The organism is Nocardia lijiangensis NBRC 108240, from assembly GCF_001613045.1.
Lineage (GTDB): Bacteria > Actinomycetota > Actinomycetes > Mycobacteriales > Mycobacteriaceae > Nocardia > Nocardia lijiangensis.
Window position 1 is genome coordinate 40554 of record NZ_BDBP01000051.1, and the last position, 23806, is coordinate 64359.

General features: G+C 70.0%; 25 protein-coding genes. 16 read left to right on the forward strand and 9 right to left on the reverse strand.

Annotation, left to right across the window (positions count from 1 at the left end; all coding sequences use genetic code 11):
• Positions 1 to 23: 23 nt before the first annotated feature.
• Positions 24 to 725 carry a TetR/AcrR family transcriptional regulator gene (locus NL1_RS19965; RefSeq protein ID WP_245673414.1) on the reverse strand — a complete coding sequence of 234 codons (702 nt, stop codon included), beginning with the start codon at positions 723 to 725 and terminating at the stop codon, positions 24 to 26.
• Positions 726 to 784: 59 nt separating this feature from the next.
• Here NL1_RS19965 and NL1_RS19970 point away from each other — a divergent pair, with 59 nt between their 5' ends.
• On the forward strand, positions 785 to 1447 hold the full coding sequence (locus NL1_RS19970) for a DUF4386 family protein (RefSeq protein ID WP_067841510.1): 663 nt from the start codon (positions 785 to 787) through the stop codon (positions 1445 to 1447).
• Here NL1_RS19970 and NL1_RS19975 read toward each other — a convergent pair.
• Positions 1381 to 2115 carry a pyridoxamine 5'-phosphate oxidase family protein gene (locus tag NL1_RS19975; protein ID WP_067841512.1) on the reverse strand — a complete coding sequence of 245 codons (735 nt, stop codon included), beginning with the start codon at positions 2113 to 2115 and terminating at the stop codon, positions 1381 to 1383. The two genes, NL1_RS19970 and NL1_RS19975, sit on opposite strands and share 67 nt — an antisense overlap.
• Before the next feature lie 80 nt (positions 2116 to 2195).
• On the opposite strand from NL1_RS19975, the gene pdxR reads away from it, so the two are divergent.
• The 3 genes from pdxR to NL1_RS19990 all read left to right on the forward strand — a co-directional run bounded on the left by pdxR (position 2196) and on the right by NL1_RS19990 (position 5415).
• Positions 2196 to 3608: a MocR-like pyridoxine biosynthesis transcription factor PdxR gene (pdxR, locus tag NL1_RS19980; protein ID WP_067841514.1), complete on the forward strand. Its 1413-nt coding sequence runs from the start codon at positions 2196 to 2198 to the stop codon at positions 3606 to 3608.
• Between the two features lie 128 nt (positions 3609 to 3736).
• Positions 3737 to 3982, forward strand: a complete 246-nt coding sequence (locus tag NL1_RS19985; RefSeq protein ID WP_067841516.1) for a DUF2630 family protein — start codon at positions 3737 to 3739, stop codon at positions 3980 to 3982.
• Positions 3979 to 5415 (forward strand): dihydrolipoyl dehydrogenase family protein, encoded by a 1437-nt coding sequence (locus tag NL1_RS19990; RefSeq protein ID WP_067841518.1) that lies wholly within the window; start codon positions 3979 to 3981, stop codon positions 5413 to 5415. Before NL1_RS19985 ends, NL1_RS19990 begins: the two co-directional genes overlap by 4 nt.
• Before the next feature lie 28 nt (positions 5416 to 5443).
• Here the strand turns inward: NL1_RS19990 and NL1_RS19995 are convergent, their stop codons facing one another.
• From NL1_RS19995 to cobF, 3 genes are all read right to left on the reverse strand, one after another.
• On the reverse strand, positions 5444 to 6955 hold the full coding sequence (locus NL1_RS19995; RefSeq protein WP_067841520.1) for a carboxylesterase/lipase family protein: 1512 nt from the start codon (positions 6953 to 6955) through the stop codon (positions 5444 to 5446).
• 62 nt (positions 6956 to 7017) lie between these two features.
• Positions 7018 to 7887, reverse strand: coding sequence for an Fpg/Nei family DNA glycosylase (locus tag NL1_RS20000; RefSeq protein WP_067841522.1), 870 nt, complete (start codon positions 7885 to 7887; stop codon positions 7018 to 7020).
• Between the two features lie 46 nt (positions 7888 to 7933).
• A complete protein-coding gene (cobF, locus tag NL1_RS20005; protein ID WP_067841528.1) occupies positions 7934 to 8674 on the reverse strand; it encodes a precorrin-6A synthase (deacetylating) in 741 nt (246 codons plus the stop codon).
• A gap of 82 nt (positions 8675 to 8756) precedes the next feature.
• Here cobF and NL1_RS20010 point away from each other — a divergent pair, with 82 nt between their 5' ends.
• The 7 genes from NL1_RS20010 (at position 8757) to NL1_RS20040 (ending at position 14823) form a co-directional block, all read left to right on the forward strand.
• Positions 8757 to 9557, forward strand: coding sequence for a thymidylate synthase (locus tag NL1_RS20010; RefSeq protein WP_067841530.1), 801 nt, complete (start codon positions 8757 to 8759; stop codon positions 9555 to 9557).
• Positions 9554 to 10069: a dihydrofolate reductase gene (locus NL1_RS20015; RefSeq protein WP_067841532.1), complete on the forward strand. Its 516-nt coding sequence runs from the start codon at positions 9554 to 9556 to the stop codon at positions 10067 to 10069. The genes NL1_RS20010 and NL1_RS20015 overlap by 4 nt, the downstream gene beginning before the upstream one ends.
• Positions 10070 to 10242: 173 nt before the next feature.
• Positions 10243 to 10569 carry a cupin domain-containing protein gene (locus NL1_RS20020; RefSeq protein ID WP_067841534.1) on the forward strand — a complete coding sequence of 109 codons (327 nt, stop codon included), beginning with the start codon at positions 10243 to 10245 and terminating at the stop codon, positions 10567 to 10569.
• Between the two features lie 221 nt (positions 10570 to 10790).
• Positions 10791 to 11834, forward strand: a complete 1044-nt coding sequence (locus NL1_RS20025) for a Dyp-type peroxidase (protein ID WP_067841536.1) — start codon at positions 10791 to 10793, stop codon at positions 11832 to 11834.
• Positions 11831 to 12631: a family 1 encapsulin nanocompartment shell protein gene (locus NL1_RS20030; protein ID WP_067841538.1), complete on the forward strand. Its 801-nt coding sequence runs from the start codon at positions 11831 to 11833 to the stop codon at positions 12629 to 12631. The genes NL1_RS20025 and NL1_RS20030 overlap by 4 nt, the downstream gene beginning before the upstream one ends.
• A gap of 130 nt (positions 12632 to 12761) precedes the next feature.
• Complete coding sequence (locus tag NL1_RS20035; protein ID WP_067841540.1) at positions 12762 to 13292, forward strand: hypothetical protein; 531 nt, start codon at positions 12762 to 12764, stop codon at positions 13290 to 13292.
• Between the two features lie 88 nt (positions 13293 to 13380).
• Complete coding sequence (locus tag NL1_RS20040; RefSeq protein WP_169813594.1) at positions 13381 to 14823, forward strand: TerD family protein; 1443 nt, start codon at positions 13381 to 13383, stop codon at positions 14821 to 14823.
• Between the two features lie 11 nt (positions 14824 to 14834).
• On the opposite strand, the gene NL1_RS20045 is transcribed toward NL1_RS20040, so the two are convergent.
• Positions 14835 to 15503 (reverse strand): TetR/AcrR family transcriptional regulator, encoded by a 669-nt coding sequence (locus NL1_RS20045; protein ID WP_067841544.1) that lies wholly within the window; start codon positions 15501 to 15503, stop codon positions 14835 to 14837.
• 211 nt (positions 15504 to 15714) lie between these two features.
• On the opposite strand from NL1_RS20045, the gene NL1_RS20050 reads away from it, so the two are divergent.
• The 4 genes from NL1_RS20050 to NL1_RS20065 all read left to right on the forward strand — a co-directional run bounded on the left by NL1_RS20050 (position 15715) and on the right by NL1_RS20065 (position 20723).
• Positions 15715 to 17256, forward strand: a complete 1542-nt coding sequence (locus tag NL1_RS20050) for an amino acid permease (protein ID WP_067841547.1) — start codon at positions 15715 to 15717, stop codon at positions 17254 to 17256.
• A 70-nt stretch (positions 17257 to 17326) separates the two neighbouring features.
• Positions 17327 to 18100, forward strand: coding sequence for a DUF1989 domain-containing protein (locus tag NL1_RS20055; protein ID WP_067841549.1), 774 nt, complete (start codon positions 17327 to 17329; stop codon positions 18098 to 18100).
• On the forward strand, positions 18097 to 18711 hold the full coding sequence (locus NL1_RS20060; RefSeq protein WP_067841551.1) for an urea amidolyase associated protein UAAP2: 615 nt from the start codon (positions 18097 to 18099) through the stop codon (positions 18709 to 18711). The genes NL1_RS20055 and NL1_RS20060 overlap by 4 nt, the downstream gene beginning before the upstream one ends.
• Positions 18708 to 20723 carry a 5-oxoprolinase/urea amidolyase family protein gene (locus NL1_RS20065; protein WP_067841553.1) on the forward strand — a complete coding sequence of 672 codons (2016 nt, stop codon included), beginning with the start codon at positions 18708 to 18710 and terminating at the stop codon, positions 20721 to 20723. Before NL1_RS20060 ends, NL1_RS20065 begins: the two co-directional genes overlap by 4 nt.
• Before the next feature lie 10 nt (positions 20724 to 20733).
• Here NL1_RS20065 and NL1_RS38610 read toward each other — a convergent pair whose 3' ends face one another.
• Positions 20734 to 20886 (reverse strand): hypothetical protein, encoded by a 153-nt coding sequence (locus tag NL1_RS38610; RefSeq protein ID WP_169813593.1) that lies wholly within the window; start codon positions 20884 to 20886, stop codon positions 20734 to 20736.
• Between the two features lie 100 nt (positions 20887 to 20986).
• The gene (locus NL1_RS20070) at positions 20987 to 22141 is read right to left on the reverse strand and encodes an epoxide hydrolase family protein (protein WP_067841555.1); all 1155 of its coding nucleotides are present in this window, start codon (positions 22139 to 22141) and stop codon (positions 20987 to 20989) included.
• A 63-nt stretch (positions 22142 to 22204) separates the two neighbouring features.
• Here NL1_RS20070 and NL1_RS20075 point away from each other — a divergent pair, with 63 nt between their 5' ends.
• On the forward strand, positions 22205 to 23155 hold the full coding sequence (locus NL1_RS20075; RefSeq protein ID WP_067841556.1) for a helix-turn-helix transcriptional regulator: 951 nt from the start codon (positions 22205 to 22207) through the stop codon (positions 23153 to 23155).
• Positions 23156 to 23162: 7 nt separating this feature from the next.
• Here the strand turns inward: NL1_RS20075 and NL1_RS20080 are convergent, their stop codons facing one another.
• Positions 23163 to 23642, reverse strand: a complete 480-nt coding sequence (locus NL1_RS20080) for a hypothetical protein (RefSeq protein ID WP_067841558.1) — start codon at positions 23640 to 23642, stop codon at positions 23163 to 23165.
• Between the last annotated feature and the right edge of the window lie 164 nt (positions 23643 to 23806).

Here is a 23806-nt window from a genome sequence, read left to right on the forward strand (position 1 = left end):
GACGCCCAGGCGGCATGCGCGCATCAGGCCCCCTCTCGGGCCAGTCCGTTCAACAGCGCGCGCAGACTCCAGGCGAACTGTTCGGAACCGATCCACTGCGCCATCAGGTCGCGGCTCTCGTGGGTGTGCGGCCAGTGTTCGGCGGGGATTTCCTCGAGGGCGGCGCGACGTTGCGCGATGCGCTCGGATTCGGGCGGCAGCGGCGGGCGGCCGTCGGTCTCGGCGACCTCCATCGCGATCGCGCCGATCACCTGCACCATGAGGGCATAGGCGGCACGCGCTCGGCGGTCCGGGGACAGGCCGCCCCTGGCGAGACAGGTCAGCAGCGCTTCGCCGACGTCGCGCGCCGCGGCGCCGTCCATGGGCGCGGTCATCATCAGCGCCGCGACCGCCGGGTGTTCCAGCACGCGACGGCGCAGTTCGACGGCGAATTCGATGATGGCCGAACGCCATTCGACGGCGGGATCGGAGAGCACCGTCAGTGGCACCGCGCCGAGCACCCGTTCGATCACCGCGCGCTCGAGGTCCGCGCGGCTCGCGACGTAGGTGTAGACGGCGTTCGGGTTCACCCCGAGCCGCCCCGCGACCGCCCGGATGGAGACCGCCGCCGCACCGCCCTCGTCGAGCAGGAGCAACGCGGCGTCCACCACCTGAGCCTCGGTGAAGGACCGGCGCTCGGGGCGGATCCTGCGCTCCCCCTGGGGCATTGACTTCGCTGCGGACACGCGCTTGACTGTACCGCGTACAGCTAGCTGTACTCCGTACAGCCAGAATGGAGTGAATCGTGCCCACCAGGCCTTGGCCGACCATCGCCCTGCTCGTCGCCGCCCCCGTCGCCCTCAACGTCGCCTTCCTCGGGTTGGGCGCCGTCTTCGACTACCCTGACGTGTTGCAACAGCCCGCCCCGGAAGTGCTCGACCTGTTCCGCGCGAACCAGCTCGCGGTGGTCACGTGGTTCACGGTGCTCGCCGCCGCTGCCCTCGCGCTCGCCCCGCTCGCGATGCTGATCGGCCGACTCGACCGTTCGGCCACCATGCGCCGCGCGGTCCACGTCGGCGTCGCGGCCGCCGTAGTCCAAGCGATCGGCCTGCTGCGCTGGCCCCTGCTCGTCCCCACCCTCGCCGACCGCGCCGCCGCCGAAGGACCCGACTCCTCCGCGGTGCACACCTTCGAACTACTCGGCACAATCCTGGGCACCGCACTCGGCGAAACCCTGGGCTACCTGCTGACCGCCGCGTGGATCACCGTGGTCTGCCTCGCTTTACGACAGACCTTCCCCCTCTGGTTCACCACACTCGGCCACGCCTGCGCAGCCTTGATCGCGCTCGGCGCCCTCACCCCGCTCGCACTGTCGTACGTGGACACCGCCAACTTCATCGGCTACATCCTGTGGAGCGCATGGCTGGTGACCTTCGCGGTCTTGCTCGGCCGCGCCCCGAAAGTTTGATCCACACTCCGTTCCACCACATCGGCCGGAACCTCGATCCCGGCTGCCAGGTCCGGCGAATCGATCGGCGCGTCCCACACCTGCCGCAGGGGCAGCACACCCGCCCACGTCGGACTGTCTGCATCGGCCGGATCGTCGCGCGGCCCGCCCTCACGGACCTTGACCGACGCCTCGGTCAGGTCGAGCGCCAGCACCATGGTGGCGGCGAGTTCCTTCTTGTTCGGCGGGCGCACCCGGTTCCAGGAGCCGGGGGCGGCGTGCTCGACGATCACGCGCAGGGCGTGCATGCGCGCGTCGGAGTCGGTCAGTTCGACCGCGCGGCCGTGCATGACCGCCGAGCGGAAGTTCATGGAGAAGTGCATGGCCGAGCGCGCGTAGACGATGCCGTCGACATGCGTGACCGCGACGGAGATGTCGTCGGCCAGTGCGGCGCGCATATTGCCCGCGCCGGTCGATCCGTGCAGGTAGAGCGTGTCGCCGTCGCGTCCGTACGCGGTCGGCAGCACCACCGGGCTGCCGCCGAGGAGGACGCCGAGGTGGCAGATCAGACCGGCGTCGAGCACCGCATCCAGTTCGGCGCGGTCGCTGCGGCCGCGTTCTTTCTCCCGGGTCAGCGTGCTGCGCGGGGTCGGCGACAGGGGCGGGCGGGCGCTGGTCGAGTGCGTCATGAGATCAGCGTCCGCTACGAAGTGGCATCCTGGAATAGCCAATTCATCCTGATTCTCACAGTCCAATTCGAGGTGGCCTGTTGCTCGACGAATTCCCCCTCGCGCTCGATCGAGACGCGCCCGAACCGCTGTCGGTGCAGGTGGCGGATGGCCTGCGCGCCGCGGCCACCTCCGGTCTGCTGCGCGCCTCGGACCGGCTGCCGTCGTCGCGGGCGCTGGCGCAGCGACTCGGCGTCAGCCGGACGGTGATCGCGGCGGCCTACGACCAGTTGCACGCCGAAGGCTGGATCGCGGGCAAACGGGGATCGGGCACGTACCTCACCACCGCCCCGGCCGCCGCGCCCACCCAGCACCACGTCATCGTGGACCCGCACGCCGAGGGCCCCGGCTACGACCTCGCCCCCGGCGCGCCCTGTGTGGAGGCCATCGACCGAACCGCGTGGCGCCGCGCCTGGCGCGCCGCCTCCGATCAGCCGCCGGTGGTGCGCAAGGACCGCGCGGGCGAACCGGAATACCGCGCGGCCGTGGCCGAACACCTGCTGCGCCACCGGGGATTGAGCGCGGGCAGCGATACCGTGGTGCTCGCCACGGCCGGAACCAGTTCCGCGGTCGGCGAACTCGCCGCCGCCCTGCTGCGACCCGGTGACGCCGTCGCCATGGAGGACCCCGGCTACCAGCGTGCGGCGGGCGCCTTTCTGGCCGCGGGCATCCGCGTGCTTCCGGTGCCGGTCGACGCCGAGGGTCTGCGCGTCGAGGACCTGCCGCGCGAGGTGAAGGCGGTGTATTGCACTCCGGGGCACCAGTTTCCGCTCGGCGCGCTGCTGCCCGCGGCCCGTCGCGTGCAGCTTGTCGAATTCGCCAGGCGGGCGGGCATATTCGTCATCGAGGACGACTACGACGGCGAATTGCGCTACGACACCGCGCCGCTGCCGCTGCTCGCCGCGATGGCTCCGGACGTGATCGTGCACCTCGGCACCACGAGCAAGATCCTCTCCCCCGTCCTCGGCGTCGGCTGGCTGGTCGCCGCCCCGTGGGTGGCCGCTGCGGTGCTCGCACATCGCGACCGCACCGGCACCTCGCCGAGTCCCGCGGGCCAGCGTGTCCTCGTCGAATTGGCCGCGCACGGTGACCTGGCCCGGCACCTGCGCAGGCTGCGGCGCGCGCTCCCGCCGCGCAGGGAACTGGTCGTCACCGAGCTGCGCCGCCGCGGGTTGACCGTGCTCGGTGACGACGCGGGCTCGCACGTCGTGGTGCCGCTGCCGACAGCGGAGGCCGAACAGCGCGCGGTCGACACGGCTGCCGCTCATGGCGTCGTCCTTGACGGGCTGTCCAGGCATCACCTCTCGTCCCAGCAGGACACGAGATCCACGCCGCCGAGCAGCTTCGGCATCGCGCTCGGGTACGCGGCGCCGGGCTCGCGCGACCTGCGCGCGGCCGTCCCGATAGCCGCCGAGTGCCTGGCCGAGGTGGCCTGCGGCGATCCGGCCCCCTGACCGTCCGCCGGCCGCACTGTCTCATTGCGGGCAACCGAACCGACCCGGCCCGGTCGTAGCATGGTGCATGACCGCACCCGGTCACTGCACGCCCTGCCGTATACCTCCGAGTATCGAAGTGGTGACTCATGACCGAACAGGACATCCTGGAACGCATCAAGCAACTGGTCGACGACGAGCACAAGCTGCGCTCGAAGGCGACCTCCGGCGACGTGGACCCGGTGACCGAACGGCAGCGGCTCGCCGAGCTGGAAGTGATGCTCGACCAGTGCTGGGACCTGCTGCGGCAGCGCAGGGCCAGGATCTACGCGGGCGCCTCCCCCGACGACGCGCAGGTCAGCTCGCCGCGCCAGGTCGAGGGCTATCTGCAGTGAGCTCCGACCCGTCCGCCGAATACGACGTCATCGTGATCGGCGGCGGCCCCGCCGGGGAGAACGCCGCCGCCTACGCGATCGCGGGCAGCGAACGCACCGCCGCCATCGTCGAGCGCGAACTGCTCGGCGGCGAATGTTCGTATTGGGCCTGCATGCCGAGCAAGGCACTGCTGCGTCCCGGGCATCTGCTGGCCGCCGTCCGCGCTGTGCCGGGAATCGATGCGAAGGACTTGGACGTCGAGGCCGTGCTCGCCCACCGCGATCGGATCGTGCACGACCACGACGACACCGGCCAGGTCGAGTGGGCCGAACAGAGCCGCATCGAGGTGATCAAGGGCGCGGGCCGGCTCGCGGGGGAACGCTTGGTCGAGGTCGGCGGTCGCACGCTGCGCGCCAGGCACGCGGTGGTGCTGGCGACCGGAACCCGGGCCCGCATCCCCGATGTGCCCGGCCTGCGCGACGCCCTGCCGTGGACCTCGCGTGACGCGACCAACCTGCACGAGGTCCCGCGGCGCGTGGTGCTGATCGGCGGTGGCGTGGTGGCCTGCGAATCGGCGACCTGGCTCGCCATGCTCGGCGCCGAGGTCACCCTGCTGGTGCGCGGCAAGGCGCTGCTCGGCAACGCCGAGCCGTTCGCGGGCGAGCGGGTCGCGGGTGCGCTCGCCGAGGCGGGCGTCCAGGTGCTGTTCGAGACCGAACCGGCGCGCGTCACGCGCTCGGAGCCGAAGGACACCGGCGAGGGCCGGATCCACGGCGGCGCCGTCACCGTGGAGACGCGCGGCGCGCACACCGGCTCGATCGAGGCCGACGAGATCGTGGTCGCGGCCGGGCGCGGACCGGCGACCGCCGAACTCGGGCTCGCCGCAGTCGGATTGGCGGACGGCTACGTCGAGGTCGACGACCATTTGTCCGCGCGCGACGTACCCGGCCAGTGGCTGTACGCGGTGGGCGACGTGAATCACCGTGCCGCACTGACGCATATGGGCAAATACCAGGCCAGGGTGTGCGGCGACGTGATCGCTGCGCGCGCCGAGCAGCGTCCGCTCACCGGCGCGCGCTACGCCGCGACCGCCGACCACGAGCAGGTCCCGCAGGTGGTGTTCACCAGCCCCGAGGTGGCCTCGGTCGGCCTCACCGAGTCGGCAGCCCGCCGCGCGGGCTACCGCGTCGACACCGTGGAAATCGATATCGCGGTCGCGGGCTCCTCGCTCGCCCGCGAAAACTATTCGGGCCGAGCCAAAATCGTCATCGACACCGCCGCCGACACCCTGCTCGGCGCGACCTTCGCCGGACCGGAGATCGGCGAACTGCTGCACGCCGCCACCATCGCGGTGGTCGGCAAGGTCCCGCTCGACACCCTGTGGCACGCCGTGCCCGCATACCCGACGGTCAGCGAGATCTGGTTGCGCCTGCTGGAGGCTCGCCGCCGGTGACACGGCATGGCCGAGAACGAAATTCGGCTCAGGTCAGGGTCGGAACGCGAATGCCCTTCCATGCCAATCGTTTCGCGCCCTCCGGGTCGTATTCGAGCCGGGTCGGGTGATCGATGATCAGGGTTGCTCGGCTGGTCTCGGTGTAGACGGGCCAGGACGGCAGCGGTACGCCGGTGCGGGCGAACGATATCCAGTTGTCCTGGAACTGATCGGTCACCGCGAGCAGGCCGCGGCGCCCGCCGGCCGCGGTGAAGGCGCGCCCAATTGGGCTGTCGGCGGCGCCGAAAACCGGGATCAGATCGATGGCGTGCGTGGCGCCGACGCCGGCGAGTCGCAGTGCGCGCGGGGCGAAGTCGTAGCGGTAGGCATAGGTCGGGGCGTAACGGCTGTGTCCCTCCATGACCGTGACGGAGGGACGCCAGAACACATAGTCACCGCCCATGCGCACCGCGACCGACGGCTGCGGGTAGCCCGGGTAGGCCGCCGTGACCCGGGCCTCGGTGTCCGCACCGGCGCGTTCGAATATCTTGTGCAGGCGAGCCGGATTGGTGGGCAGCATGTCGGCGAACCGCGCGAACAGCGCCCCCTCTTCGCGATTGGTGCCGATGATGAGCGGCACTCGGTGCGCGGTGCCGTCGGAGATCGCGTCGACCGGGGAGTGCGGCAAGTATTCGCCGTCTATCACCGGGCAGATGGGAAACAGGCCAGGCAGCTCGCTCAATACCGCCCTGCTCGTGCGGTCGACGGCCTTACGGATGTCGTTGGCGGGCGCCTCGATCAGGGCGCGGGCCGCGTCGGCGGGATCGGCGCCCAAGGCGTCGAGGCAGCGGCGGGCGAAGGTCGCGGCGTCCTCGGCGTTCAATGCCCAATCGGCGGGCGGGCTCTGGGCGATGCCGCGGTGGAACAGTCCGCGCGCGGCGGGGGTGGCGAGCAGCGCGAGCACGGCGTGCGCGCCCGCGGATTCACCGAAGATCGTGACGTTGTCCGGGTCGCCGCCGAACGCGGCGATATTGCGCCGCACCCATTTCAGCGCCGCGACCTGGTCGCGCAGGCCGAGGTTCGAGTCGAAGGGCCGCTGCGGCGTGCCGAAGCCGCTGAAGTCGACATAGCCGAAGGCGCCGAGCCGGTAGTTCAGCGACACGACGACCGCATCGCCGCGCAGCGCGAGCCGGGAGCCCGAATAGAGCGTCAGCGCCGAGGTGCCGATCAGGTAGCCGCCGCCGTGGATGAACACCAGCACCGGTCGCGGGCCCGCGGACGGCGCGGCGGGCACGGTGACGTTCAACGTCAGCGAGTCTTCGCTGGTCGGCTGGTAGGTCCGCGGTCCGATGCGGGCGCCCGCCCGGTGCTGCATGGACGCGGAACCGAACTCGGTGGCGATGCGCACTCCGGTCCACGGTGGCACCGGTTGCGGAGCGCGAAATCGCAGGTCTCCCACCGGCGGTGCGGCGTAGGGCAGTGAGCGCCAGCGCAGCACGCGGCGACCGCGGCGACCGCGGACAACACCGTCGGCGGTCTCGATGTCGATCGTTGCCACCATTGATCGATGGTAACTGGATCAGGTTCTCACCTGCGGCGAACGCTTTCGGCCATCGACCGGGCTCACTTCAACAGGCGCGACATCCGGCGGTCGGCGAGCACCTTGCCTCCGGTCTGACAGGTGGCGCAGTACTGAAAGGACCGTTCGGCGTAGGAGACCTCGCGGACGGTGTCGCCGCAGACCGGGCACGGCAGCCCGGTGCGGGCATGGACCCGCATGCCGGAGCGCTTCTCGCCCTTGAGCCGCGCCGCGTCCTGGCCGACCGAGCGCTGGACAGCGTCGGTGAGCACGGCGCGCATCGCCTCGTACAGCTGCGCGATCTTCTCGGCGGAGAGGGTCTTCGTGTTCGCGAACGGCGAGACCTTGGCGGTGTGCAGGATCTCGTCGGAGTAGGCGTTGCCGATGCCCGCCAGCAGCGACTGGTCGACGATGGCCGTCTTGATCCGCTGCGACGCGCTGTGCAGGATTTCCGCGAACTGCGGCTCGGTGACGTCCAGCGCGTCCGGTCCGAGCCGCGCGATGCCGGGCACCCTCTTCGGATCCTCGACGATGTACACCGCGAGCCGCTTCTTGGTGCCCGCCTCGGTCAAGTCGAAAGCGGGTGTGGCGCCCTCGGGCGTGAAGAAGTGCACCCGCAGCGCCAGCGGGCTCTTGCCGCCCGGTTTCGGCGGGGTCGGGCTCGGTTCGTCGATCCAGCGCAGCCAGCCGCCTCGGGACAGGTGGGTGATCAGCCAGATTCCCGAGCAGTCCATGCCGAGGAACTTGCCCCAGCGATCGGCGCCGGTCACGTCCCGCCCGGACAATGCCGTCACCGGAGGATCGAACGTCTTGACCGCACTGAGCGCCGCGACGTCGACACGCCCCACCACCGCGCCGACCGCGTGTTCCCGCAGGAACTGCGCCAACGCCTCCACCTCCGGTAGCTCGGGCACGCGTCCCAGGCTACTAGGGACCACCGACAGCGCGGCCGACGAACGATCAGTCGCGGCGCAGCAGATAGATGTCCATGATCCAGCCCTTCTCGGCGCGCAGCCCGGCCCGCCGCCGCAGGATCTCCGCCTCCACCTCGCGCAGCGGACCCGCGACGAGCGTCTCGTCTGGCATGCCGAGGTAGGCGCCCCACCAGATGTGCACATCGGCGCCGGGCACCTCGGTGAAGGAGCATTCGCCGTCCAGCATGACCAGCGTCGAACCGGGACCGAGCCCCTCCTCACGCAGCCTGCGGCCGGTGGTGACGTGCACCGGTTCACCGATTCGGTGCAGCACCATGCGGTGCCGCGCGGCCAGCGCCTGCGCACTGGTCACCCCGGGGATCACCTCGTAGTCGAAGGTGGTCCGCCCGCTGTCGAGCACGAGCTCCACCATGCGCAGGGTGCTGTCGTAGAGCGAAGGATCGCCCCACACCAGGATCCCGCCGACGCCCTCCTCGGCCGCGAAAGCCTCCGCGAGCCGCGTGGCACGGCGCTCGTGCCAGTCCGCGACGACGCCGCGATAGTCGGCGGGATCGCGATCGCGCGGCGGATCGGTGATCTCCACGACCCGGTACGGCCGCTCGACGTGTTCGGCCAGGATCGTGGTCCGCACGTCGAGCAGCTCCTGTTTCTCGACGCCCTTGGCGATCACGAAGAACGTGTCGACCTGCCGCATGGCCTTGATCGCCTGCACGGTCACCTGGTCCGGGTCGCCCGCACCGATGCCGATCACGAAGAGCTTGCGCATGCGCGTGAGCTTGCCAGCATCCCGACTCCGGGCGGCAATCCAGGCGGTGGTCCGCGCGAGCCCGACAGTAAGCTTGCCACTCGTGGCGACGGATACGCAGTACGAGGATTTGCTCCGGCTGGTGCTGGAGACCGGGACCGCGAAGGCGGATCGCACCGGCACCGGCACCCGCAGCGTGTTCGGCCATCAGCTGCGCTACGACCTCGCGGCGGGCTTCCCGCTGATCACCACCAAGAAGGTGCACCTCAAGTCGATCGTGTACGAGCTGCTGTGGTTCCTGCGCGGCGACTCCAACGTCGGCTGGCTGCGCGAGCACGGCGTCACGATCTGGGACGAGTGGGCCGACCCGCGGGGTGAACTCGGCCCCGTCTACGGCGTGCAGTGGCGTTCCTGGCCGACCCCCGACGGCGCGCACATCGACCAGATCGGCCAGGTGCTCGACACCCTGCGCACCGACCCGGATTCGCGCCGCATCATCGTCTCCGCGTGGAACGTCGGCGAGCTGGACAAGATGGCGCTTGCCCCGTGCCACGCGTTCTTCCAGTTCTACGTGGCCGACGGCAAGCTGTCCTGCCAGCTCTATCAGCGCAGCGCCGACCTGTTCCTCGGCGTGCCGTTCAACATCGCCAGTTACGCGCTGCTCACCCACATGGTGGCGCAGCAGACCGGGCTGGAACCCGGCGACTTCATCTGGACCGGCGGCGACTGCCACATCTACGACAACCACGTCGATCAGGTCACCGAGCAGCTGGGCCGCGCGCCGTACCTGTTCCCCGAGCTGCGCCTTCGCCGCGCGCCGAGCCTGTTCGACTACACCTACGAAGACGTGGAAGTCGTTGGCTACCAGCACCATCCGGCGATCAAGGCGCCGGTGGCGGTATGAGTTCGGCGCTGCGCACCCGCGCCATCGGCCTGATCTGGGCGCAGACCCCCGACGGCGTGATCGGCTTCGAGAACACCATTCCCTGGCGCGTCCCCGAGGACATGGCCAACTTCCGCACCGTGACCTGGGGCCACCCGGTGATCATGGGCAGGCGCACCTGGGATTCGCTGCCGCCGAAGTTCCGCCCGCTGGCCGGGCGCCGCAACATCGTGGTCACCAGGCAGCCGAACTGGTCGGCGCCGGGCGCCGAACGCGCCGGTTCGCTGGCCGAGGCGCTGGAGCTGAGCGCGCCGGATTCGGTGTGGATCGCGGGCGGCGGCGAGATCTACCGCACCGCCATGGATTTCGCGACCGAACTGGTGGTGACCGAAGTGGAGATCAGCGTTCAGGGCGACGCGCACGCCCCCGCGATCGGTCCGGAATGGCACGCCGATGAGCCGGAGCCGTGGCGCACGTCCACCACCGGTCTGCGCTTTCGCATCCGCCGGTATCTGCGCCGCGCCGCGGTCTGATCGGACCCGCCCGGCAACACGCCGGGTACGGGCAGGCCCGGCAAACCGGGCACGCGGACGGCCCAGGTCGGGCATACTCCTGGATATGCGGCGGCGCGGACCATCGTCCGCCCGAGCGCACCGAGCCGGTGACACCAGCCCTGCACCGGCGGATGTGACGCGAAAGGCAGTCCATGGACAAGAAATCCCTGACCGCGGTCGCTCGTCAGCAATTGAAATTGGCCGCAACTGCCACCAGCGGGCGCAGCTCGCAGACCATCTTCGGCGGCCACGCCCAAACGCTGCGTCAGACCGTCGTCGGCCTCACCGCGGGCCAGAGCCTGGCCGAACACGACAACGCGGGCGACGCCACCCTGCTGGTGCTCACCGGCACCCTGACCTTGATCAGCGGCGCGAACGAATGGAAAGGCTCGGCGGGTGACCTGCTCGTCGTCCCCAAGGCAAGGCACAGCGTGAAAGCGGTCGACGACGTCGCATTCCTGCTGACGGTCGCGAAGTAGGCCGCCTCCCCACAGCCCGCCCATCCGCGCACGCTCAGAGCAAACGCGCCTTCCTCGCACTCCCAACCACCCACGGAGCGAGCCCGACGAGCGACCGTTCGCGGCCGTCTCGCTTCCCAGCGGTCGAAGCGCATGCGCCGCAGGCGCGAGTCTCGACCGCTGGGAAGCGAGACATAAGGGCCGCGAACACGCGCGCGCCAGCGCGCCAATAGACTCCGCTCATGGGTGAGCCGCAGCCGATCCTTGAACCGCTCACGCCGGCCGCGATCTTCCTCGTCGCCACCATCGACCATGGCGGAGAAGCGGCGGTGCGTGATCTGCTCGCCGATCTGCCGGGTTTGCGCCGTTCGGTCGGTTTCCGGTTACCGGGCGCCGGGTTGAGCTGTGTCGCCTCGATCGGCTCGGACGCGTGGGACCGCCTGTTCGCCGGGCCGCGGCCCGCCGAGCTGCATCCGCTGCGTGAGTTCGTCGGCGCGCACCATCGGGCGCCCTCCACACCGGGCGATCTGCTGTTCCATATCAGGTCCGAGGTGCACGACGCCTGTTTCGAGCTGGCGATGGTGATCGGCGATCGGCTGGCGGGCGCCGCGACCATCGTCGACGAGACCGTCGGCTTCCGCTATTTCGAGCAGCGCGACCTGCTCGGTTTCGTGGACGGCACCGAGAATCCCGAGGGCGCGTCCGCGGTCGGCGCCGCGCTGATCGGCTCCGAGGATCCCGAATTCGCCGGTGGCAGTTACGTGATCGTGCAGAAGTACCTGCATCCGCTCGACGAGTGGCGCGCGCTGACGGTCGAGGAGCAGGAGAAGGTCATCGGCCGCACCAAACTGGACGATTTCGAGCTCTCCGACGAGGACAAGCCCGCGAATTCGCATGTCGCGGTGAACACCGTGGTCGACGCGGACGGCACCGAACGCCAGATCGTGCGCGCCAACATGCCGTTCGGCAGCGTGCGCGAAGGCCAGTTCGGTACCTACTACATCGCCTACGCGGCCACCCCGAGCGTCACCGAGACCATGCTCTCGCGAATGTTCGAGGGCACCGAAGAGGCTGCCTACGACCGCATTCTGGACTTCTCCGTCGCGGTCACCGGCACGCTGTTCTTCACGCCACCACTGGATTTCTTCGACGAGCTGCCGCCTCCGCCGGACGCGGCCGCCGCGGAGACGGGCGGGGAATCTTTGCCGCCCAACGACGTTTCTATGTCCGCCGTGGCGGGCGATGGCTCACTCGGTATCGGCACGTTGAAAAGGAGCACGCTGTGAACAACCTCCATCGCGAACTCGCGCCGATCACCTCCGAGGCATGGACGGCGATCGAAGAAGAGGCGGGCCGCACCTTCAAGCGGCATATCGCGGGCCGCCGGGTGGTCGATGTGTCCGGCCCGCACGGCGCCGCCTACTCCGCCGTCGGGCTCGGCCGCACCACCGCGATCGACGCACCGGACGAGGGCGTGCAGGCGCGCCAGCGCGTCGTCGCGCCGCTGGTCGAGCTGCGGGTGCCGTTCACGCTCTCGCGCGAGGAACTCGACAACGTCGAGCGCGGCGCCAAGGACACCGATCTGGACCCGGTGAAGGAGGCCGCGCGACGCATCGCCTTCGCCGAGGACCGCGCCATCTTCGAGGGCTATCCCGGCGCGAACATCACGGGTATCCGGGCCAGTTCGTCGAACGAGGCGATCCAGGTGCCCAGCGATCCGCGCTTGGTCCCGGAGGCGGTCGCGCAATCGCTGAGCGCGCTGCGCCTGGCCGGCGTCGACGGACCGTACTCGGTGCTGCTGAGCGCCGACCTCTACACCGCGGTGAGCGAGACCTCCGACCACGGCCACCCGATCCGCACCCACATCGAGCGGCTCATCCCGGAGGGCCAGATCATCTGGGCCCCGGCCATCGACGGCGCGTTCGTGCTGACCACCCGGGGCGGCGACTTCGACCTGAGCCTCGGCCAGGACCTCTCCATCGGCTACCTCTCGCACGACGCCGAGTCGGTGCAGCTCTACTTCCAGCAGAGTCTGCAGTTCCTGGTCTACACCGCGGAGGCGGCGGTCGCGTTGCGCGCCTGACGCTGCTCGCGAGCGGTCGGTATGCCGGGCGTCTCGGCCCGGCGTACCGGGCACGCACGGCGTCACCCGCGTCGGCCCAACTGGACGAGCGGGTACGGTGAGGCCCGTAGTACGCGGGAAGCGAGACAGAATGACGATGGTGCGCGCGGGCGTGGTCCCGACTCGGCGAGCCGTGCTGTACGGCGTGCTCGGTATCGCGGTGACCGTCCTCGTGTGCGCCGCGATCGTCTCCGGTTTCGGACTGCATCGGGTGTTCACCGGCCTGCTCGCGGGCGGGATCGGCGGCATCGCCCTCCTGGTTGCGCTGTTCGGGCGGGACGCGATCGTGCTCACCGAGGGCGCCATCTACCGCCGCACGCCGTGGGCGGAATCCAGCATCGAATGGGATCGGGTGGTCGCGGGCCGATTCACCCTCGACGACCAGGCGCGCTGGTCGCTGGCCCTCGATCTGGCGGGCAGCGACGAGCGGCACGGCGAACTGGTGCTGCTGTCCATCCCGCCGGTCATTCGCCCCGTGTCGGGCGCCTATGACCTTCGCAAACGCAACCAGGTGAGGCAGATACGGGAGATGCTGCGCCACAAGCACGTTCCGGTGACCGTGCTGCCGGAGATCGCCGGTGCGCTGAGCACGCACTGGAACATCGCCCCGCCGACGCGCTGATCCCGCGCGCGTCTCAATCGGTCGCGCCCGTCGCGGCGAACACGGATGACGAGCACCACCCGCGTCGTATACGTTGACAGCTGTGTCGATGATGAAGGGCGCCAACGTGGCGGTGCCGATGTCCGCGGTCCGCATCGAGCTGGGGTGGCAATCGGGTCCGGGCGTTCCGGACGCGGACGCCTCGGCCTTGTTGCTGGTCGGCGGGAAGGTCCGCTCCGACAACGACTTCGTTTTCTACAACCAGCCGCTGCACCCGTCGGGCGCGGTCCGGCACGAGGGCAAGCAGCAGGGCCCGACGGTGCTCGACGTGCTGTCGGTGCAGCTGGCGCAGGTCGAACCGCAGGTCGAGACCGTCGTCATCGCGGCATCCTCCGACGGCGGCACCTTCGGCCAGTTCCGCGGCCTGTACGTGCGGGTGCTCGACGCCTCGAACGGCGCCGAGGTGGCACGCTTCGACAGCACCGGCGCCAGCACCGAGACCGCGTTCGTCCTCGGCGAGCTGTACCGCCGCCAAGGTGCGTGGAAGTTCCGCGCGGTGGGCCAGGGCTACGACTCCGGATTGGCCGGGCTGGCGACCGATTTCGGCATCGCCGTCGACAACGATCCGGCGCCCGCGGCGCAGCAGCAGACACCGCCTCCCGCGCCGACCCAGCAGTTCACGCCGCCGCCTGCCCAGCAGTACGCGCCGCCGCAGCAGCAACAGCCGTACGCGCCGCCCCAGCAGCAGTACGCACCACCGCCCCCGCAGCAGCAATACGCCCCGCCACCACCGCAATTCGCGCCGCCTCAGCAGCAGTACGCGCCACCCCCGCCACAGCAGCAGTACGCACCGCCGCCTGCGCAGCAGCAGTACGCTCCCCCGCCGCCTCCGCAGGGCGGCGGCGCGCCGGTGAACATGAGCAAGATCTCGCTCACCAAGGAAGCGCCCTCGGTGTCGCTCACCAAGCAGGGCGCCACCGGCGGCACCATGCGGATCAACCTGAACTGGACCAGCCAATCCCACCGCGGCGGCGGCCTGTTCGGCAGGCGGCGCGGCGGAGGCGGCCTGGATCTGGATCTCAGCTGCTTCTTCGAGCTGGCCGACGGCCGGATCGGTTCGGTGCGCTCCCTGGACCGTTCGTTCGGCGCCCTGGACCAACCGCCGTTCATCCGGCTGGACCAGGACGACCGCACCGGCGGCAGCGCCACCGGTGAAAACCTGGACATCAACCTGGATTTCACCGCCCAGTTCCGCCGCATCCTGGTCTTCACCTCGATCTACGAGGGCGCCAACGATTTCCGTGGCGTCCAGGCCACCGCGACGCTCTACCCGCTGAACTGCCCGCCGATCGAAATGACGCTCGACGGCTGCATGGACGACTCGCGCGACGCCGTGCTCGCGCACATCGAGAACATCAACGGCGAACTGGTGGTCCGCCGCGAGGGCACCTTCATCCGCCCGCCCGCGGGCCGCCCCGGCGCCGGTGTCATGGAGATCGCGCGAATGTACAACTGGGACTTCGGCTTCAAGGCGGGCCGCGGCAAGGGCTGACCGTAGCGGTCTCAGTCCTCGGCGAGCCGTTCCAAGAGAACGGCCGCGTCGCCGCGCGCCTCCTCGAGGTCTCCTGCCCAGCCGAGCATGCGCAGCGCGGCGTCGGGAATGGTCTGCTCGGCGTAGGCGGGCGCGCTGCCCTCGTCGGACCGGATGCTGATCACCGTCTCGACGAGCCGGAACGGCAGCGCTTCCGCGCCGGGGATCCCCGCCTCGCCCGCGCCTTCGATCACGGCCTCGGCCAATGTCTCGTAGTGCCCGCGCAATTCGTCGCGACGCAGGCGGAACGCCGCGAACCGCTCGGTGCGCAGCTCCGGAAGCAGGTACAGCGCACCGAGATTCCAGCGTGCCGCGCAGAGTTGCCGCACATCGAACCAGGCCAGCGCATACAGCAGGGTGGGCGCGGGCTCCGCTTCGGCGCGCAGGCGCTCGGCGAGTTCGAGTGGGGTGGCGACGGTTTCGGCGAGCAGCGCGTCGAGGATGTCGTCCTTGGCGGCGAAATGGTGGTACAGCGAGGCCTGGCGGATGCCTACGGCGTCGGCCACCGCCCTGGTCGAGGTGTTGGCGTAGCCGTTGGTGGTGAACAGCTCACCCGCCGCGTCAAGGATTTCCGCGCGCGGCGTGTGCCCGCGGCGAGGTCGCTGTTCCAGCCGGGGACGGCCCGGACCGAGGTTTGCCACCTTCCCATTCTGGCACCGTGATCCACAGCCGCGGTCCACGCCATCGGCGACCGTCATTCGACGGAGAGATTTCTGTCACTTGATAGAAACTCAGGCAACGCAGAAGTTACCGGCGTTGCCGCAAGCGATACATGGCGGACACCGAAAGCGCGACCGTGGACGTAAAACTGTCATGCGATAGATATTGGCCGCACGCCGAAGGACCCCGCTCATGGCCACAACAGTCGTCCCGCCTCCGCCCTCCGACGCCAACATCGACAGCGCCGACCTCGCCAGTTTCGGCTATCGGCCCGTACTCCACCGCAAGCTGGGCCGCTATGCCTCGTTCGCGGCGGGCTTCTCGTTCGTCTCGATTCTCACCACGATCTTCCAGTTCTTCGGCTTCGGCTATTCGTTCGGCGGCGCCGCCTTCTTCTGGACCTGGCCGATCGTGTTCGCCGGGCAGTTCCTCGTCGCGCTGAACTTTGCCGAACTGGCCGCCCGCTACCCGCTCTCCGGCTGCATCTACCAGTGGTCGCGGCGGCTGGGCGGTGAGCTCGTCGGCTGGTTCGCGGGCTGGATGATGGTCATCGCGCAGATCGTCACCGCGGCCGCGGCCGCCATCGCGCTGCAGGTGGTGCTGCCGACGATCTGGACCGGATTCCAGATCATCGGCGAGGACACCGCGCTCACCTCCCCGTCCGGCGCGACCAACGCGGTGCTGCTCGGCAGCATCCTGCTGGTCGTCACCACCACGATCAACGTCATCGGCATCGACCTGATGGCGAAGATCAACTCCATCGGCGTCACCATCGAGATCGTCGGCATCGCGGCGATCATCGGCCTGTTCTTCGTGAACAGCGAGCGCGGGCCGGTCGTCGTGCTGCAGACCGACCAGGCTGCGCCAGGGCCGTACTGGGCCGCGTTCCTGGTCTCGGGCCTGATGGCCGCCTATGTGATGGTCGGATTCGATTCCGCCGGTGAGCTTTCCGAGGAGACCAAGAATCCGCGCCGGGTCGCGCCGCGCACCATTCTCACCGCGCTGTCGGTCTCCGCGCTCGGCGGCGGGCTCATGCTGCTCGGCGCGCTGATGGCGGCTCCGAGCCTGGACGACGGCGCTCTGGCCACCGAGGGCCTCGCCTACGTCCTGACCTCCAAGCTGGACAGCCCGGCGGGCAAGGTGCTGCTCGGCTGTGTCGCCGTCGCGATCATGGTGTGCACCTTGGCGATTCAGACCGCGGGATCGCGGCTGATGTTCTCGATGGCCCGTGACGGCAAGCTGCCCTTCGCCAGGCAACTCGCGGCGGTGCATCCCCGGTACGGCACACCGGCGCTGCCCGCGGTGGTGATCGGCCTGCTCGGAATAGCCCTGCTGGTGGTCAATCTCGGCAATGCCGCGATCTTCGCGACCCTCGCCAGCGTTTGCATCGTCTCGCTGTACCTGGCCTACCTGCTGGTCACCGTGCCGCTGCTGCTGCGGCGGTGGAAGGGATGGGGCCGCACGGAGGACGTCGCGGGCGAATCGCTGTTCGCGCTGGGCCGCTTCGGGATTCCGATCAACGCCCTCGCGGTGGTGTGGGGCATCGCCATGGCGATCAACCTGGCCTGGCCGCGGGCCGAGGTGTACACGCCGAACGGCGGCGGCTGGTGGATGCGCTGGGCCGCACCGCTGTTCGTGCTCGCGGTGGTCTCCATCGGCGCGGTCGTGCACCGGTTCGTCGTTGCAGCCCCGCGCACCGAGCCGAGCGGCGAACCCGCCGGGCAACCCGCCTGACCGCGTCCATTCCGTGCGCGGCGTTCGGCCCGCCGGCCGCCGCGCACGGCTCCACTTCGAAAGGAACACGATGACCGAGCCGAGCAGCCCCGAGCACGCGGGCACCGCCTCCACCGGGGGCGCACGCGCGCACGCGCGCGCCCAGGCCGCGGCCGCGATCCTCACCCGACCCGACCTGCCCTCCGACGTCGCGCCCGCGAAGATCACCTGGTCGCAGCGCATTCCGCCGGGCGGCTACGCCACTGTCGTCCTCGGCCGCGGCACCCGCATCCGGCTGAGCGATCCCGCCGGATCCGCCTGTGCCCACGTGCTGCTGCTGCGCGCCGAGGCCCCGTGGGAGCGGCTGAATGTCGCCGATACCGTGAAAGTGCCGTGGCAGGCCTATCTTTCGGCTGGCCATCCACTGCTCACCGATCAAGGCCGGGTGCTGGCCACCGTGCTGGCCGACGGCTCGGGACACCACGACACCCTGTGCGGACCCACGCCCGAGGCCCGCGAGCTGTTGCGCCTCGCCGGCGCCAAACAGGGTCTGGCGCCGCGCGACATCGCGCCGAGCGTCTCCTTCTTCCGTGGCGTCCGGGTGGAGCCGGACGGCGCGCTCACCGCCACCGGCAGCGCGGCGGCGGGGTCGTCGGTGGACCTGCTCGTCCACCTCCCCGCGGTGCTGTTGGTGGCCAACGCCGCGCACCCGCTCGACGAGCGCGCGACCACCGACCTCGACATCGTCGCCTGGTCCGCGCCAGAAGACCTGACCGCGGCCCGCGACAGCGACCCGGAATACCAACGGGCCGTGCAGAACACCGAAGCGGCCTGGACGGCCCTGACCATGGAGCCGACGGCATGACCCTGTCCCGAACCATCGTGCTCGACGAGACCGTTCCCGCCCGCGCGCCTTGGTCGGCGATCGTCCGCGCGGGCGAGCAGCTGGAGATCATCGACCTGCACGGCAACCAGGCCGTGGACTGCCTGCTCTACTCCGCCGCCGACCACGCCGACCGCTACAGCGCCCAGGCCACCATCGTCGCCCAGCGCAACATCTTCCTGACCACGGGCAGCGTGCTGCTGACCGACGCGGGCACCGCGCTGATGACGGTGCTCGCCGACGAGGTCGGCAACCACGACACCATCGCGGGCGCCTGCTCGCAGGAGTCCAACACCCTGCGCTACGGGCATCACACCCGCCACCAGCACGCCTGCGTGGAGAACTTCCTCGCCGAGGCGATGAAATGGGGCCTCGGCAAACGGGATCTGGTGTCGAACATCAACTGGTTCATGAACGTCCCGGTGGAGCCCGACGGGACTCTCGGCATCGTGGACGGCTTGTCCGGTCCAGGCAAGAAGGTCACCCTGCGCGCCGAGATCGACACGTTGGTGCTGGTGTCCAACTGCCCGCAGATCAACAACCCGTGCAACGGTTTCGACCCGACGCCCGTGCGCATGGTGGTGTCGCGATGACCGTCGTCGAGGCCCCGTCCCGCGTTCCGAAGCCCGAGGCCGTCGAGGACGCGTCCGCCCGCGTCGAAGTAGTGCGGCCAGGAATGCTTGTCACCGTGCAGGATTGGCCGGGCCGCATCGGCTACTGGCACGTCGGTGTTCCGCCGTCCGGCCCGATGGACGACCTGTCCTTCCGGCTCGGCAACCGGGTGCTCGGCAATGCCGAGGGCGCGGCGGGCCTGGAATGTACGCTCGGCGGTCCCGCGCTCCGCTTCACCATCGCGACGTGGGTGTGCGTGACGGGCGCACCGGCGACCGTGACGGTGGACGGCGCGGCGGTCGAACAGTGGCGGACGGTCCGGGTGCCCGCGGGCGGTGTGCTGGAGATCGGGGCGATTCGCGGACCGGGCATGCGCACCTACGTGCTGTTCGCGGGCGGCATCCAGCTGCCCGAATATCTCGGCAGCATGGCCACTTTCACGCTCGGCCGGTTCGGTGGCAGCGCGGGCGCGGCACTGCGCGCCGGAGAGATCCTGCCGTTGGGCACATCGCGCGAACCTCTCACAACCGCCGTGCCTGCCGACAACCGGCCGGTGCTCACCGAGCGCTGGGAACTGGCCGTCACCGAAGGACCGCACGGCGCACCGGAATTCTTCACCCGCGCCGATGTCGACACCATCATCGGTACCGACTACGAGGTGCATTTCAACTCCGACCGCACCGGCGTGCGGCTGATCGGCCCCAAGCCGGAGTGGGCGCGCACCGACGGCGGGGAAGCGGGCCTGCACCCGTCGAACATCCACGACACGCCGTATTCGGTTGGTGCGCTGGACTTCACCGGCGATACCCCGATCCTGCTCGGTCCCGACGGTCCGAGTCTCGGCGGCTTCGTCTGTCCGGTCACGGTGGTCGCGGCCGATCGGTGGAAGCTGGGCCAGCTCAGCCCCGGCGACCGGGTGCGCTTCGTGCCGGTGCGCCGCGAACACGCCGCCTCGCTGCGCGATCTCGGCCCCGGCCGCCGCGCCGCGTGGCCTTCGGTCCTCTCCCCCGGCGGCGACGGCGACGACGGCGTGCTGCGCCGCTCCGAGGTCGACGACGAGACCGGGGTGACGTATCGCAGGGCGGGCGACGACGGCGTCCTCGTCGAATACGGCGCGATGACTTTGGATCTCGGCTTGCGGGCCCGCGTGCACGCCCTGCACCAGCACCTGCTGGCGGCGAACCCGCGCGGGATGGTGGAGCTGACCCCCGGTGTGCGGTCCTTGCAGATCCGCGTCGATCCGCACGTGCTGTCTGTCCCCAAGCTGCTCGAGCTGCTGACCGAGGCCGAGCGGGAGCTGCCCGCCGCCACGGAACTCGTGGTGCCGAGCCGCACCGTGCACCTGCCGCTCTCCTGGGACGATCCCTCGACCAGGGAGGCGATCACCCGCTACATGCACGGCGTGCGCGCCGATGCGCCATGGTGCCCCTGGAACATCGAGTTCATTCGACGCATGAACGGCCTGGCCACGGTGCAGGACGTCTACGACACCGTCTTCGGTGCGCAGTACCTGGTGCTCGGCCTCGGCGATGTGTACCTCGGGGCCCCGGTCGCCACGCCGATCGATCCGCGCCACCGCCTGGTGACCACCAAATACAACCCGGCCCGCACCTGGACGCCGGAGAACGCGGTCGGCATCGGCGGCGCCTACCTGTGCATCTACGGCATGGAAGGGCCCGGCGGCTACCAGTTCGTCGGCCGCACCACCCAGGTGTGGAATCACGCCGCCACCGAGACACCCTGGCTGCTGCGGTATTTCGACCGCATCAGCTGGTATCCCGTGAGCGCGGAGGAACTGCTCGACATGCGAGCCGATTTCGCCGCGGGCAAGGTGGAGGTGCGCGCCGAGGAGGGTGAGTTCCGGCTCGCGGACTACCGCGCGTTCCTGGACGACAATGCGGCGGCCATCGACCGCTTCCGCGCGGTGCAGGCGAAAGCCTTTGCCGCCGAGCGTGACTCGTGGAGACTCGCGGGCGAGCTCGGCGCGGACTGAGCCGCCCGGATCACCAGCCGAGCAGCTCGGCCAGGTCGATCCACTCGTCGCCCCAGCGCTGCTCGATCGCGCGGCGCTGCGCTTCGGGTTGTTCGGGTGACCAGCCGCAGCGCCGCCAGAAGGCCTCTCGATGTTCCTGCGTCATCCGCAACGGCTCGGTCATGGCGATCGCTCCTGCTCAGCGCGGTCCTGCCCTCCGATTGTGCGCCTGTTCCGGTTCTGACACGCCGGAACAGGCGCAGCGGCTTCGCTTTTCGACGCGTTCAGCGCACCTCGCGGAAGAACGCGCGCACGTCGTCGGTGAGCAGCTCCGGCTCCTCCAGCGCGGCGAAGTGTCCGCCGCGGTCCACGTCGGTCCAGCGGGTGATGGTGTTCTCCCGCTCGTCGTAGCGGCGGATGGCGACGTCGTGGGCGAACACCAGAACACCGGTCGGCACACCGGAGTTCGCCTTGGTCGCGCCCCACGGCGCGTCTTGCGCGTAGCCCACGTAGGCCGCCGAGCCCGCGGTGCCGGTGAGCCAGTACAGCATCGCGTTGGTCAGCAGGCGGTCCCGGTCGATGATCTTGTCCGGTTCCACCGCGCGCGGATGCGTCCACTCGCGGAATCTGTCCATGATCCACGCCAATTGACCGACCGGCGAATCCGTGAGCCCGTAGGCGAGGGTCTGCGGCCGGGTCGACTGGATCGCGATGTAGCCGAACTCCTCGTTCATGAACGCCTCGATCCGGCGGATCCGATCGCGCTCCAGGTCGGTCAGCTCGGCGAGCTCCTCTTCCGACAGCGGCAGCGCGGGGAACGCGCCCGCCCCGCCGTTGGTGTGCACGCCGACCACCCGGTCCGGCGCCACCCGCGCCACCTCGGGACTGACGGCCGCGCCGATGTCACCGCCCTGCACGCCGTAGCGCTCGTAGCCGAGCCTGCGCATCAATTCCGCCCAGGCGCTCGCGACACGCTCGATGGTCCAGCCGGATTCGCGCACCGGACCGGAGAATCCGAACCCGGGCAGCGCGGGAATGACGACGTGGAACGCGTCGGCGGGATCGCCGCCGTGTGCCCTCGGGTCGGTCAACGGGCCGATCAGATCGAGGAATTCGACCACCGAGCCGGGCCAGCCGTGCGTGAGCAGCAGCGGAAGCGCGTCCGGCTCGGGCGAGCGGACGTGCAGGAAATGGATGGTCTGTCCGTCGATCTCGGTACGGAATTGCGGGTGCGCGTTGAGTTCGCGTTCGGCGGCGCGCCAGTCGTAGCCGGTGCGCCAGTACTCGACCAGCGAGCGCAGCCACGCGGTGGGCACGCCGGTGTCCCATTCGTCGCCGGGCAGCGGCTCGGGCCAGCGCACCGCGTCCAGCCGTCGATGCAGGTCGTCGAGCTGTTCTTGCGGGATGTCGATGCGGAATTCGGTGATCTCGAAGGTCATGACAACCACGATAGGAACCACCTAGGACAGCTTCGGCCCTAGGTTTCGGGCAGACTTGGTTTCATGTTGGAAACCTCTGCTCGCCTGCTCCGCCTGCTGTCGCTGCTGCAGACGCCACGCGACTGGACCGGGACCGAACTGGCCGAACGCCTCGAGGTGGACGTGCGCACCGTGCGCCGCGATATCGACAAGCTGCGCGGCCTCGGCTATCCGGTACATGCCAGCGCGGGCGTCGCGGGCTACCGGCTCGGCGCGGGCGCGAAACTGCCCCCACTCCTGCTGGACGACGACGAGGCGGTGGCCGTCGCGATCGGCCTGCGCACCGCGGCGGGCGGCAGCATCGCCGGTATCGAGGACAGCTCGCTGCGCGCGCTCACCAAGCTCGAACAGGTGCTCCCTTCCCGATTGCGGCACCGCGTGCACCTGCTGCACGCGGTGACGGTCACCGTTCCCGCCGCGAGCGCCACCGTCGACCCGGACGTGCTCACCGCCGTCGCCGCCACCATCCGCGACCAGCACCGCCTGCGCTTCGACTACCGAAATCACGACGGCGCACTGTCTTTGCGCACCACCGAGCCGCATCGGCTGGTGCACACCGGCCGCCACTGGTACCTGATCGGCTGGGACGTCGACCGCCACGACTGGCGCACCTACCGCGTCGACCGGATGCACCCCCGCATCCCCACCGGACCGCGGTTCGCGCCGCGCGAGGCGCCCGACACCGATCTGGCCGGCTACCTCACCCGGGGCGTGACCACCTCGCCCTACCGCTACGCCGCCCGCGTCACGTTGCGGGTGCCCGCGGCGGTGGCCGCCGACCGCATCGCGCCGACGGTCGGCGTCATCGAACCGATCGATGCCGAAAGCTGCCTGCTGCGTACGGGTTCCAACTCCCTCGACGAGCTGGCGATATACGTGGCGCTGTTCGACTTCCCGTTCCAGGTGCACGAACCGCCCGAACTCGTCGAGCGCGTCCGCGTTCTCGCGGCGCGCTTCGCGGACGCCGTGTCCTGAAATCCGCTCACCCGCGAATGGGCGGCCGCGGCGGCATCGTGCGCTGGCCATCGACCGCTTCGGTGACCAGATCGGCCCATCGGATGGCCAGGTCGCCGACGCGCGACCATGCCCGATGCAGTTCGTCGGCGGTGTGCTCGGCCGCAAGGACTCGCTCGGCGGCCACGAGCGCGGCCGCCATGTCGTCGATGGCCCGGCCGTAGCCGGTCACCTGCGACCACGGCTGGCGCGGTTGGATATGGACGTCGATCCAGTCATCGATCGAGGTGCGCAGCTCGGCGCGGCGGGAATCGATCCGAATCTGTCCAGCGGGGTTGACACTTCGCTTCCGGTGCAGGCGGGCCAGCGCGTTCGCCCACCGCAGCACCGGATGCTCCCCGAGCCGATGTCCGGCAGCGCCGCGGAACGCTGCCGACAGTTCTCGCCATCGCGGTAGCGTCGGCCGCGCGCCATAGGAACCGAGCAGGGCGCTGTTCCTCGACCACATGGTGCCTCCTTCCTGCGACGGATGGGGCACCTCGGCGCTGTACCGGCCGCGACGGACCCGAGCCCTACACGACTTCCCGTGCGGCCGGAGCCCGTATCCGAAGCGGGATGAGCGATCGCCTGCGGTCCGGCGCCGAGGTGCACAGAGCAGGATCGCTCTCGTTC